Source organism: Peribacillus simplex NBRC 15720 = DSM 1321, from assembly GCF_002243645.1.
Lineage (GTDB): Bacteria > Bacillota > Bacilli > Bacillales > DSM-1321 > Peribacillus > Peribacillus simplex.
The window spans coordinates 3,201,131-3,214,709 of sequence record NZ_CP017704.1; the positions used below are offsets into that span (position 1 = coordinate 3,201,131).

The following is a 13,579-nucleotide window of genomic DNA, read 5'->3' on the forward strand; positions in this document are numbered from 1 at the left end:
AATGAAATAAAATGAAATATTCTCATAAAGACTATGATGAGGAATAGTAACGGTTTAAACCAGTAAAGAGAGTTGACGGATGGTGCAAGTCAACCTGGGATGGTCGTGAACTCGCCTTGGAGTTCCGGGTGTGAAGGTAAAAAGTAATGCCTGGCGTTTTAATCCATGTTACGGATGTTTTAAGCTGGGCGGATTTTAGCTATCGCCAATGTGGGTGGTACCGCGGGAAGATATACATAATCCTCTCGTCCCTATTTTGGGATGAGGGGTTTTTTATTGTTTTTTATACGGAAATTAGGAGGAAATCAAATGAGTTTTGACCATAGAAGCATAGAAACGAAATGGCAAAAGTATTGGGAAGGCAATAAGACATTCAAAACGGGTGAAGAAAGCGGCAAACGTAAATTCTACGCGCTGGATATGTTCCCATATCCTTCAGGGGCCGGTCTTCATGTTGGGCACCCGGAAGGTTATACCGCAAGCGATATTCTAGCACGGATGAAACGGGCGCAGGGATATAATGTATTGCATCCGATCGGCTGGGACGCTTTTGGACTTCCGGCAGAGCAATATGCGATCGATACGGGAAATGATCCTGCTGAATTCACGGAGCACAACATCAACACGTTTCGCCGCCAAATCAAAGCCCTTGGTTTTTCTTATGACTGGGACCGCGAAATAAACACGACAGATCCCGACTATTACAAATGGACGCAATGGATCTTCTTGAAATTATATGAAAAGGGCCTTGCATATATTGATGAAGTGGCCGTTAACTGGTGTCCGGCACTTGGCACGGTATTGGCTAACGAAGAAGTCATCGATGGGAAAAGTGAGCGTGGGGGCCATCCGGTTGAGCGCCGTCCGATGAAACAATGGATGCTTCGTATCACGGCGTATGCAGACCGCTTAATCGACGATCTGAATGATGTGGATTGGCCGGAAAACATCAAGGATATGCAGCGTAACTGGATTGGCCGTTCCGAGGGAGCGGAGGTTACATTCAATATCGATGGCTTTGGTGAATCATTCACGGTGTTCACGACTCGTCCGGATACGTTATTCGGTGCAACATATGCCGTATTGGCACCTGAACATCACTTTGTCGATAAAATTACGACGGCTGATCAAAGGGCGGCAGTTGAAGCCTATTTAGATGAAGTGAAACATAAAAGCGACTTGGAAAGAACAGACTTGGCAAAGGATAAATCAGGCGTGTTCACGGGGGCTTATGCCATTAACCCGGTAAACGGCGAAAAAATGCCGATTTGGATTGCCGATTACGTGTTGATCAGCTACGGAACAGGAGCGATCATGGCCGTTCCTGCCCATGATGAGCGTGATTATGAATTTGCAGTCAAGTTCGACTTGCCGATCAAGGAAGTCGTAGCTGGCGGAGATGTGACAAGTGAAGCATATACAGGCGATGGACTTCATGTGAATTCGGAATTCCTTGATGGATTGAATAAAGAAGAAGGCATTTCCACCATGATCAAATGGCTGGAAGAAAAAGAAATCGGCACGAAGAAAGTAACATACCGCCTTCGCGACTGGTTATTCAGCCGTCAGCGTTACTGGGGTGAACCGATTCCAATCATCCATTGGGAAGACGGCACGATGTCTGCAGTTAAGGAAGAAGAGCTTCCATTGATTTTACCGAAAGCTACGGACATCAAGCCTTCAGGTACAGGCGAATCACCACTTGCGAACATATCGGAATGGGTGAATGTAACGGATGAAAACGGACGTAAAGGGCGCCGTGAGACAAACACGATGCCACAGTGGGCAGGAAGCAGCTGGTACTTCCTTCGTTATATCGATCCTGACAACAAGGAAGCACTTGCAGATCCTGAAAAATTAAAAGAATGGATGCCGGTCGACATTTATATTGGCGGCGCTGAGCATGCGGTGCTTCACTTGCTTTACGCTCGTTTCTGGCATAAATTCCTGTACGATATCGGTGTCGTGCCAACGAAGGAACCATTCCAAAACCTATTTAACCAAGGAATGATCCTTGGCGAGAATAATGAAAAAATGAGTAAATCCAAAGGGAATGTCGTGAACCCGGATGATATCGTTGAAAGTCATGGTGCCGATACACTTCGCATGTACGAAATGTTCATGGGACCATTGGATGCTTCGATTGCCTGGTCCACAAATGGATTGGACGGTTCCCGCAGATTCCTTGACCGTATCTGGCGTTTATTAGTCAACGATGACGGTGCGATCACAGATAAGATGACAGAGACGGATGACACGGGCAAGCTCGAAAAAGTCTATCATCAAACTGTTAAAAAAGTGACTGAGAACTATGAGGAATTGAAATTCAATACGGCGATTTCACAATTGATGGTATTCATTAATGATGCTTATAAAGCTGATTCGCTTCCTAAGGTGTATATCGAAGGCTTCGTAAAGCTGCTTGCACCAGTTGCACCGCACATCGCCGAGGAACTTTGGTCTAAACTGGGCCATTCCGAGAGCATCACGTACGGAACATGGCCGGCTTTCGACGAAGCGAAGTTAGTGGATAACGAAGTCGAAATCGTCATCCAAATCAACGGAAAAGTCAAAACGAAATTAATGGTGCCGACTGACACTACGAAAGAAAAACTGGAAGAAATCGCGATGGGTGATGATTCCATCAAAGAACAAATCGATGGGAAAACCATTCGTAAAGTGATTGCCGTACCAGGCAAATTAGTCAATATCGTCGCAAACTAAATAAAAATGATTGGAAGCTGTCCCGCATGTTTTTACTGCTGGGACAGCTTTTTTTTGCAGAAATTGGCTGAACGTAGGGATTAGGTCATGTTAGGATTTTCACCGATTTAAATCTATTAATATGAATCTGCCGAATGTTGGAATTTATTATCGTCATGAGATGCCCATCGGAACTCAAATATCTAGCTTAATTGGTACATGGGAATCATTTTTCGGCTCAATGGCCAAATAAATCAAGCGTTTGACATAAAAAAGGGAAAAAATTGGTTGATAAAATTTTACAGTGTGATAGTTTGGTATAGTACTGTTATTTTTTAACCAATTATTGGAGGGAAAAACGTGAAATTTAAGAATGTGAGTCGAATTACGGCGTGTGTACTAATTTTTGCACTGATTTTCAGCTTGATGGTTCCGCTAAATTCTCAAGCTGCAGCTGTAACACCCATTGAAAATGTAAAAACGATTAAAAATGGGGACACTCTGGACGGGAAGTTTGAAAAACCGGATGTTCAATGGTATCAAATCAGTCCCACAACAGAGGAAATACAAAAGTTCTCCCATATTGAATTCGAAGTCAATTCGGACAAAATCTTGAATATTTCCGTATATCAAGATAAAGAAAAAGCAGAAAAAGATGAGAGCAATTATTTTGTCTCTTCTTATCCTGATGAAAAAGCTGTAGTCGATTTCCCATATGCTTGGGAAGGCACATATTATGTTAAAGTTGAATATTTCGGCGATACGGATGATGAGGGAAATCCTATCCCGGATGCGGAAAATGTAGCTGAATACTCCATCAATGCGCATTCAGTGACATTGCCGCCATCTGCCGGGGACGAAGGCGAAGAACTCGAATCATGCCCGGTTGAAGTGAGTGTAAACGATAAGAAAACGGGAGAATCCATGTTGAAAACACTCCGCGTGTTTAGAGATGAAGTTCTCACGAAGTCGTCTGAGGGACGCACCCTTTCCTCTTTATACTATAAGGCTTCGCCATTCCTGGCTCTTCATCTTGCTGGTAATAAAACGGCAAGGGAAGCGGTATATAATCACTTAGTCGAGATTAAGCCCCTTATTGAGGATCTTAATGAAAATGGAGCAAGCAGCACGGCAGTCATTAGCAACAAGCAGCAAGAAGCGATTAAGGCCTTATTCAATAAGTCGGCAGACGTCGCTCCAGCTGGATTGAAAAAGGATATGGACGGCATTGCAAAGAAAATCAATCTTGATAAGCTTGCGGGTGAAAGAATCGTCGATATCGCAAGTAAAGCGGGAATCGAACTTCCGGCTTCGAAAAATATAAAGAACAAATATATCGTCAAACTTAAACCTGGGAAGTCATTAAGCGCTGTCCAATCCAAGGTAAGTGGAAAAGGATTTGGAACATTATCGGCACCTAAGCAACAAGAGGTTCTGTATGATGATATGTATGTCGTAGAGTTAAAGAACCAAGCTAAAATGAGCACAGCAGCTCTATCCACTATCGAAAAACTTCCAGAAGTGGAATATATCGAAGCGGTAAAAACGTACAAAGCACTTTCTGCCGACATTCAATCACCGTATCAATGGTCTTTAGATAACGCCGGTGGGGAAGAAGGCATAAAGGGAGCGGACATCGATAACGAAAAACTGCAGAACCTTATTAAGAAGCGTAATTTAAAAGATACATTGGTAGCGGTTATCGACACAGGTGTCGATGATTCACTGGCGGATTTGAAAGATACGGTTCGCATGGACTTAGGCAAGAATTTCATTGATAAGAAAGTAGATGCAGTCGATGACAATGGCCATGGTACACATGTATCCGGAATTATCGCTGCCAAAGCAGATAATGGTTATTCCATGCAAGGAATCAATCCAGTAGCTAAAATCATGCCTGTGAAGGTCTTGGACTCTTCAGGGTTTGGAGACAATGAGAAAATTGCACTAGGCATTAAATATGCCGTGGATCATGGTGCAAAGGTCATTAACCTTAGCTTGGGCGGAGAATATAGCAGGACGATTGAATATGCCTTGAAACATGCCGCTGCCAAGAATGTAATGGTTGTCGTAGCAAGCGGTAATGATGGGATGGATGGTCTATCTTATCCTGCATCATCTAAATACGCGATATCCGTCGGTGCAACCAATGCCCTTGATTTAGTATCCGATTATTCCAATTATGGATCGAAATTGGACATGGTCGCTCCAGGGACAGGCATACCGAGTCTTGTACCTAATGGGAATGTTACCTACATGGATGGTACATCAATGGCAGCTCCGCATGTTGCGGCAGCTACAGCCTTGTTATTATCCGGAAACCCTGGGTTGAAAGTGAATGAAGTAAGGGAAATCCTTCATGAGACATCGGAATATGTGAAATTTGAAGAAGAAGATAATGCATACCCTTATGAGGAATATGAAGATGAAGATGGGGAAATCATCTTACCAGAAGAAGAACTGCCTGTCGGTAAAGATTTAGTATCAGGATATGGAAGATTGAATGCGTACAGTGCACTAAGTGCAGTGGATCTACAAGCGAAAGTCAATCCTGTATTCGATAACAAAACAACACTGACTGGATCGGCTAAAAAAGGTTCGGCAATCGAAGTGAAAAGCGGAAGTAAATCACTAGGTAAAACAACAGCTGCAGCTAACGGAACGTTCACAATCAAAATTCCGGTCCAAAAAGCGGAGCAGATGCTTACTGTGAATATCTCTGATTCTGCTAAACTAGCAGTATCTTCGATTAAAGTATTCGTGAATAAAGGTGCAACCCCTAAAAATCCAACTGTTAAGCCTGTCAGTGACAAAGACGTGTATGTAACGGGTCAATCGCAAGCCGAGGTGAAAGTCACGGTCAAAAACAGTGCGAAAAAAGTGATCGGTTCAGGTAACACGGACAGCAAAGGGAATTTCAAAGTGAAAATCAGCAAGCAAAAGGCTGGCACTAAACTTTCAGTCACAGCTACAGACTTAGCAAAACGTGAAAGCAAGGCGGCAACCGTGACTGTTCTCGATAAAACAGCCCCAGATGCACCGAAAGTGAATGAAGTAAGCGATAAAGCTACTTCAGTAACTGGTAAAGCGGAAATCGGTTCAACCGTTACCGTGAAGTACAACAATAAAAACATCGGAACTGCAACCGCTGATAAAAAGGGGAACTTCTCCATTAAAATCAGCAAGAAAAAAGCAGGGTCCGCATTATATGCCTCAGCAAAAGACAAAGCGGGCAATACAGGAAAAGCAACAAAAGTAACGGTTAAAGATAAAACCGCTCCAGGTGCACCGAAAGTGAATGAAGTAAACGACAAAGCAACAAAAGTAACTGGTAAAGCGGAAATCGGTTCAACTGTTACCGTAAAGTACAACAATAAAAACATCGGAACTGCAAAAGCTGATAGTAAGGGGAACTTCTCCATCAAAATCAGCAAGAAAAAAGCAGGGTCCGCATTATACGTCTCAGCAAAAGACAAAGCGGGCAATACAGGAAAAGCAACAAAAGTAACAGTTAAAAAATCTAAATAGCAATAAGAGGTGAAGGCCGTTTAACTTACATGTTAAACGGCTTTTTTTTGAGAAAACGAATGAAAACACCGCTCGATGATGAGCGGTGTTTTTGCCATGAGCGTGTCTTTTGCCAAGCTTTATTTAAGAGTATTCATCTGTGCGTTGTCATTGCATGATGTCAGATATGGAGTTTCGCGTTTTAATTCTGAAATAAAACCTTCGCTTTTTTCTTGTACGATAAATCTTTATTAGAGAAAAGGAGAAGAGAGAGAGTAAAAGTCAAAGTGCAGTAATACCTAAATTCAGGAGGAAATAAAATGAAAAAAGGAAGAGTAATAGCATTAGGTACTATTCTAGCTTGTTCAATTGGCTTAGGAACGCTTTCGGTTGAAGCTGGGAATGACAATACGTCATATTCCTTTACGATTAAGAAAGAGCAAGCTAACTCGTACACAGGTACAGAGTATCGCCAAACGACTACGGAACGGAATACATGGAAAGTGAGAATGTATAAATCAACAGAAGGAACTAATACTTTAACTACTTATTGGTTGGAAAAAAGCAATGGTACGAATGTATCTCCTACAGTGGATGTTAAAGCAGGGAGTGGCGGTTCAAATAGTGGGCGTAATTATTATATTAAAGGCAATTCAGGTGCTAATGCCGCTAATGTAAGATTAACGGCAGAGAATAATAATTTAAGTTCTAGCAGCTATTCCGTAAACGGATATTGGGATGAGGAGACGGGGAGAATATTACCTTCACAGTATAATACTTATTACACCACTGAGTATAATAAATAAAAAAATGATGATCATGGTGAAGCCATCTTGGATGATTCTTTATTCAAGGTGGCTTCCTAAAGGGAGACAATATGAATAGTTATTACTATAGATTAAGAAATAATAAAAAAACAAAGTTCATAGTGTTATGTATTGTTGCGATTGTTATTATTGATATATTTATTCTTTTGGGGAATTTTTCATCAACACTGTATTCATCAGAATCGTTAGCACCCCATTTAGCCACTTTTTTAGCGGGAAGTTCATTAGGCCATATGATGCAAATAATCCTAATATGGTTTTTGCCCATTTTTCTATTAATTATGTGTGCTGATAGTTATATCCAAGAATACAGAACAGGATACCGATATATCGTCGCGACCAAAAAAGGGCGATTCTCTTATTATAAAACCATGCTATTCGGAAATATGTCGTTTTCCTTTTTAGTCATTGTTTGTTGCTTGTTATTGAACATGTTTATTGCATATTTGGTGTTTATGAATGGTGAATTTGACAAGGGGTTGGCACCAGACCTGTTCCCAGAAAATACTTTATATATCCTTGTTAATTCAATGCCTACTATTAGTAATGTCATTTATATAATCTTTTTTGGTTTTTTCACTAGTTTATGCGCAGGGATGGCTACCGTCCTTAGTTGGTGTTTCCCTGATATGAAGTATACGTATCCATTAAGCTTTGTTTTTTGGTTCTCGCAAATTTTGGGATTACATCATTCATTAGCATTGATTATCCAACCTTTTAACGAAGTGAACTTAGAAGATTTCATTTTTATTTTCTTTAAATCTACAATCCTTTTTTTAGCGATAATCACGGTCGGGTTCATTTATAAGGTGAAAAGTGATGAAGTCTAATCAAAAAAAAGTATATTTATCAATGCTGCTTTTACTTTTATTTGGATGTTTATGGATGATCTATAATATTCATTATCTGAAAATAAAGCAAGTAGACCCATCGTATCCATTAATCATTGATGTAAGTGCGAGTGTAGATGGCTATCTCTCGAGTAAAAATTTGATGATGACTTATATTATCCCTTTATTACTATTTTATCGCTTTTTTATTGAAGATGAGCATCCGCACATAATGGTTCGATTAACATCAAGAGTCCACATTTATCGGAGAAGGACAATCCAAGTTTTTATAAGTTCATTTATATATGCATTCAGCATTTTATTGATTAATTTCGCAGGTGTTTTCTTATTCGATAGATTTCATTTTATCTCTTCAAATTATTGGAACATATGCCTTCTTAATCTAGCACTATTAACGTGTATTTATTTCTCGATTGGAATGCTTTATTATTTCATTTTTGATTTTTCCAATTCAATCATTGCGATGGCAGGGACCTTTTTTATATGTTTTCTCTTATATATGATGAAGAGTTATCTGAATATTCATTGGACACCTGCCAGTGCATTAAATATTATAGATCCTTTTTTAAGCAGCGGAATGTCAGGGCATCAATCGTTGATCATGATTGGAAAAGAGTTATTGCTATCTATTGTAATGATTTTACTTGGGCTATTTGCCATCGAGAAAAAAGATTTCATTGTTGAGGTTTCAAATGACTAACCGAATCTTCTTAACCATGTTGTTTGTAATCAGTTTGCAAATTTTTTTATTTAATCATTTTGATGGCTCTAAAGCCGATCTTACGGGATTCATGATCGTTAGCGGAGTTCCGATTAATAATAAATTTGTTCTATTGGGAGCATGGTATATCTTCTTTTCTATGGTGAGTTTTTTGTCGTTAGGTTATTTGAGGCAATATATTTCCGGTTATGGGATATACCTGATGATCAGGGAAAAAAGCAAGGTGAGACTTGGGATTAGCAGAATCACGAAGTTAATGATCCTTATATCTGGGTTATCTTTGTTCCAACTTCTTGTCTCTATCGTATTCGCTTATATAAATAATGAGGACCAGGCCTTTTTTTATCATGATTTCCAATCATTTATTTGTATTGCAGGTCTATATATTATGTCTAATTTTGTCCTTATTTTTATTCAAATGGCACTCGAGCTTTACCTAACGGAACAAGTATCTTTATTGCTGATAAATGTTTATGTGCTTTTTTCTGTTACATTAGGCGGAGTTCTTTTATCTGTACAAAAGCTGACGTGGATTTTATATTTTTTGATTCCCAATTTCGGAATGTATGTAAGGGTGGATCTACCTGAATCAGTTGGATTATCGCCGGTAATTGCTTATATGGTTTTAACCGTAGTAATAATCATTTTAAGTGTTTTATCATTTATACGATTAAAGAAAATGGATTTAAATTAATGAGGTGCAAAATGACAAAAATACGAATTAGCTCTTTAAATAAACGGAAGAAGAAGAAGACGCTCTTACATGATATTAATTATGAGTTTTGCGGCGGGAAAATCTATGGTTTGTATGGAAGAAATGGCTCTGGTAAAACGATGCTGCTTAGAGCGATTGCAGGGTTAATCATGCCGAGCTCAGGTGAAATTTCAATAGACGAAAAAATTCTTCATAAGGAGTTTTCATTTCCTTCTAACATTAGTGTCATTATTGAAAACACTTCCCTGCTTCACCAGTATAACGCCTATACAAATCTGAAAATATTATCAAAAATCAGGAACATCGCCACTGATGAGGATATTAAATTGGCGATAAAAAGAGTCGGTCTTGATCCTGATTCAAAAATGAAGGTAGGAAAGTTTTCGTTAGGAATGAAACAACGATTAAGTGTCGCCCAAGCGATATTTGAAAAACCGGATATTTTATTATTGGATGAACCAACAAATGCAATTGATGAAGAAGGTGTCATTCAAGTTTATCAAATCTTGAATGAAGAAAAAGAGCGCGGGGCACTCATCATTTTGACAAGTCATCATAAACAGGATTTAGAAGCATTAGCGGATGAATATATAAAAATGGATAATGGAGGAATCGTTCTTGACTCTAAATAAAAGTATAGCAGTATTAAGCTTACTAGTATTAGTAGGCGGATTCCTTATATATAAAGTGTACTTTGTTTCTTCATCTGATAGTGAAGATACCAGAAATACTGAAAATAATACTGCTTCCTATAAGGTGTTACAATCACAGAAAATTATTGTTGGGAAAGATATCGATCAGGGCTATTATGATATTAAATCTCTCGATAAGGAATCGGAGTTTTTTGGTGATAAAATGCATAAAAATGATGTTTTGCATGCGGTGCCTTTTCATATGAATGAAAATTTCTCGATTAAAGGAAAATTAGAATTCAAGCCTTCTGAATTTGAAGAAGTAGAGAAAAAGGGTCAAAAAATCATCATTAAAGATCCCGGTTATTATAAGGTCGGTACAGAAATACAAGCTGGGAAGTATGTACTATCAGGGACATCCGATACGATCGGAGTGTTTGTCGATATAAAGGATAGAACGGAAACCGAAAGTTTGCAAACCATTCAATGGGAAATTGATGAAAAAGTAAAAAAGCCAATCGAAATTGAACTGAAAAATGGGTATAACATATATATCGAAAAAATGGGGAAAGATGGTTATATATCAAATGAGGGTGATCTGATATTGGAGAGAAATAATGAGTAATTTAAGTGTATTTAATACAAGCTTAATTGAAAGATAAGTTTGAAATCCTATCAATCAATATTGTCTTTATGCACAGATTCAAATCCCATGATCGTTTCTTAAAATGTTAATATTTATTGACTTGAAATTATAAGGAATCAAGCTAAAAGCGGATTCCTTATTTTAAATGTATATACCTAGGGCGGGATTTTCGAGGGTCATTATATCCGCCGGTTATTTGATGTCCGAGAGAGCTCGCAATGACTACTGCTGCAAAGAGGAGGATGATTTTCTTCAAATTTATAATCTTCTTTCCGTTTTTTTATTTTTAAAGATTACACCCAAATACCTCTACCTTCAACCCCTTTTTAAAATATAGAAAAATTTACTTTATTAAAATTTTTCCATACCCATAATTTGGACTTGCTCATATATCGAATGAGCAAAACCAGCATTTGCTTGGACTTTTTCACTTCACTAATTTGATGGTAAGCCTTTTTTGATTCTTCAAATGCCTCATTTATTTTCTTGAAATCATAGAGTTGAACATTCCAGTTTTGCAGTATCATCGTGCTAAAACAAACTGTGCAGGTGCAAGTTTTGATTCAACTTGCACCTGCATATGTCAGCTCATTTAGTGAATTCACTTCTCAGGAGGTAGACAACATCGTATTCCTTTAACTCTTCCATATGGCCATCCATATCACCATAAAAATCAGTGGAAAGTGAACGTATGCCTTCATTTCCGCTTGAGTAGCATATACTCGCCAATGCAAGCTTGTTTGTACTGTTTATATTGAGTTGGCCAGCACTGCCCGACACGCTCGAATCCTTTTCATCAATGGTTTCAGGATAAGTAGCCGTAGTTATACCATCATCGTTTTGAATGCTGATATTGAACATCGATTGATCTTGTTCCTCATCCGTTTTGGAGGTGGTGAAGATGATTGTCCCATTCTTTTCAACCCCAGTTGTCATGCGGCCTTTTTCATCTTCAACAAGTTTACCAAATTCATATTTTTCGACCCAGACGGACATCTCCTTGTATGTATCATCAATATTGAAATCGATAAGAAAGGAATGTTCAGCTGTATTCTCCAGGATGGCCTTTTCCCTTGCTGTCAGCTCAGGAACTGAAAGGTTATTCTCGGATTTTGGATCATTAGCCTTACAGGCGACTAAAGAAAGTGAGAGCAGGGATAGGATGATGGATAAAAAGATCTTTTTCATGATTTTCACCTCTTTAATATTTTTTCACCTAATTAAAACCAATTGTTATATATTATAACATTATAATGAAAACCGGAATCGGAACGCGGTGAAAAAGGCAAGCAATCGTATGCTTGCCTTTTTGTTGCATTTAGAATGGTTGGGAAAGAGCCTTATTGGCAACATCGACGTCACTTTGAAGCAATTGGTTCAAGTCGTAAGCAGGATAGAGGTTTCTTTCATAAAGGTAGTTGAAAATCTTGGCATGGGTATCGATGGCACCATTTAAATGTTTCTTAAATACTTTTCGAAGAGAAGGTGTGGCTGTTTCAGTAATGGCAAGTGCATAACTTTTGATGGATGATTTGGCAAAGCCAAGCAATTCCCCGGCAGCAGCGGCCGATGCGTCATCCCTTAATACATCGTCATCCCGGCCTGTCTTAGGCGTCAATGGGTAAAATTTCAGAAGCTCCATGATGTTTTGGGTAAGGGTATCAATCGTTTGCCTATATATCGTTTTTAAAATGGGGTCTTTTATCTTTGGATAAGCTTTTTTAAATTTCATTAGGGCATTGGACTGGGCGGCGACCAATTCATGAAGCTCGAGTGTTTCATGCCAAGCAAGATGTGAATGGGTGGGTTTCATTTAAATTCCTCCTGAACGAATAATCTTGATACGTTATTCGAACAGTGGGCTATTTGTAAGTTGTTTAGTGAAATCATTTATAGGAAGAGCTGTCCCATCTTCGATTCACATTCACAGTTTAGAAGGATCGCCATGTTTTATTGATATTGCTCGAGAACAGAGAAGAACTTTTTGGCAAATTGGTAAAAAAGTTTTTCTGATGGAGCCAAGTCCCTATTTTTGGGAGTGATGATGCCGACAGTCCGTTTGACTTCGGGAGTATCGATCGGAATTTTGACAGTCAGTCTTGGAATGACTTCATAAAAGGTACTGTCAGGGAGCAGACTGACTCCGATTCCCGCAGATACGAGCCCTTTTATGGAATCCATGTCTTCACCTTCCGAGGCGATGTTCGGTGTGAAACCGGCTGCTTTGCATGCTTCGAGAGCGATAGTGTGAAAGATGTATCCTTTTGGAAACAAGACGAAGGGATCATTTCGTAAGTCACTTAGACGCAGACTCTGCCTTTCAGCTAATGGGTGAGTTATGGGCAGTAAAGCGGAAATGTTTTCCGTGAACAGGATATGACCTTCGATATCTGGATCGTTTGTCGGAATCGGTCCAAGGAAGGCTAATCCGATTTCGCGATTTTTGACAGCTTCCTTTAAAGAGGAATAAGATCCCTGTCTTAAGTGGAAGCCGATATTCGGCTGCTCATCTTTAAAAGCGGAAATGACTGTAGGCAGTAAATGGGTGGAAAGACTGGTCGGGAACCCGATTTTAATGCTTCCGTGTTCAGGGTCCAAAAACTCCTCAATTTGATATTTGGCATATTCTATCGCCTGTATCGCCGTTTTGGCATGAATCAAGAAAATCTTACCAATTGGAGTTAACTGGATATTCCGGCCGATTTTCTCGAATAAAAGTACGCCAAGCTCATCTTCCAGTTTGGAGATTTGTCGGCTGATTGCTGATTGTGCAATATGCAGGTGCTCTGCGGCTTCAGAGACGTGTTCTCTCTCGGCGACCTCAACAAAATAACGTAATTGTCGTAGTTCCATTTATTCATCCTCCTGCCATTCATCTCAAATTGAGATAGATTCTATTAGAATTATATATTGTTTATATCGATTTGAAAACCTAGAATAAATGTAAGTGACATAACGGTGTAAGAATACGATGGGG

The 13,579-nt window shown here is 39.2% G+C and carries 11 protein-coding genes and 1 other annotated feature; of the genes, 8 read left to right on the forward strand and 3 right to left on the reverse strand.

Annotated features, from left to right (window positions below; genetic code table 11):
- The first annotated feature begins 24 nt into the window (after positions 1-24).
- Positions 25-256: a binding site (T-box leader), on the forward strand.
- Positions 257-309: 53 nt separating this feature from the next.
- The 8 genes from leuS to BS1321_RS15490 all read left to right on the forward strand — a co-directional run bounded on the left by leuS (position 310) and on the right by BS1321_RS15490 (position 10,581).
- On the forward strand, positions 310-2,724 hold the full coding sequence (leuS, locus tag BS1321_RS15455; protein ID WP_063234890.1) for a leucine--tRNA ligase: 2,415 nt from the start codon (positions 310-312) through the stop codon (positions 2,722-2,724).
- 339 nt (positions 2,725-3,063) lie between these two features.
- Entirely contained in the window at positions 3,064-6,231 is a 3,168-nt protein-coding gene (locus BS1321_RS15460) for a S8 family peptidase (RefSeq protein WP_063234891.1), read from the forward strand.
- Positions 6,232-6,530: 299 nt separating this feature from the next.
- Positions 6,531-7,016: a DUF2712 domain-containing protein gene (locus BS1321_RS15465; RefSeq protein ID WP_063234892.1), complete on the forward strand. Its 486-nt coding sequence runs from the start codon at positions 6,531-6,533 to the stop codon at positions 7,014-7,016.
- A gap of 254 nt (positions 7,017-7,270) precedes the next feature.
- A complete protein-coding gene (locus tag BS1321_RS15470; protein ID WP_144479250.1) occupies positions 7,271-7,867 on the forward strand; it encodes a hypothetical protein in 597 nt (198 codons plus the stop codon).
- Entirely contained in the window at positions 7,857-8,588 is a 732-nt protein-coding gene (locus BS1321_RS15475; RefSeq protein ID WP_063234894.1) for a WxPxxD family membrane protein, read from the forward strand. The genes BS1321_RS15470 and BS1321_RS15475 overlap by 11 nt, the downstream gene beginning before the upstream one ends.
- Positions 8,581-9,303 carry a DUF2705 family protein gene (locus BS1321_RS15480; protein WP_063234895.1) on the forward strand — a complete coding sequence of 241 codons (723 nt, stop codon included), beginning with the start codon at positions 8,581-8,583 and terminating at the stop codon, positions 9,301-9,303. Before BS1321_RS15475 ends, BS1321_RS15480 begins: the two co-directional genes overlap by 8 nt.
- An 11-nt stretch (positions 9,304-9,314) precedes the next feature.
- The gene (locus BS1321_RS15485) at positions 9,315-9,956 is read left to right on the forward strand and encodes an ATP-binding cassette domain-containing protein (RefSeq protein WP_063234896.1); all 642 of its coding nucleotides are present in this window, start codon (positions 9,315-9,317) and stop codon (positions 9,954-9,956) included.
- Positions 9,943-10,581: a hypothetical protein gene (locus BS1321_RS15490; RefSeq protein WP_063234897.1), complete on the forward strand. Its 639-nt coding sequence runs from the start codon at positions 9,943-9,945 to the stop codon at positions 10,579-10,581. The genes BS1321_RS15485 and BS1321_RS15490 overlap by 14 nt, the downstream gene beginning before the upstream one ends.
- A 609-nt stretch (positions 10,582-11,190) precedes the next feature.
- Here the strand turns inward: BS1321_RS15490 and BS1321_RS15495 are convergent.
- The 3 genes from BS1321_RS15495 to BS1321_RS15505 all read right to left on the reverse strand — a co-directional run bounded on the left by BS1321_RS15495 (position 11,191) and on the right by BS1321_RS15505 (position 13,455).
- A complete protein-coding gene (locus BS1321_RS15495) occupies positions 11,191-11,790 on the reverse strand; it encodes a hypothetical protein (protein WP_063234898.1) in 600 nt (199 codons plus the stop codon).
- 130 nt (positions 11,791-11,920) lie between these two features.
- Positions 11,921-12,415, reverse strand: a complete 495-nt coding sequence (locus BS1321_RS15500) for a spore coat protein (protein WP_063234899.1) — start codon at positions 12,413-12,415, stop codon at positions 11,921-11,923.
- A gap of 137 nt (positions 12,416-12,552) precedes the next feature.
- Positions 12,553-13,455 (reverse strand): glutamate biosynthesis transcriptional regulator GltC, encoded by a 903-nt coding sequence (locus BS1321_RS15505; protein WP_063234900.1) that lies wholly within the window; start codon positions 13,453-13,455, stop codon positions 12,553-12,555.
- Positions 13,456-13,579: the final 124 nt, after the last annotated feature.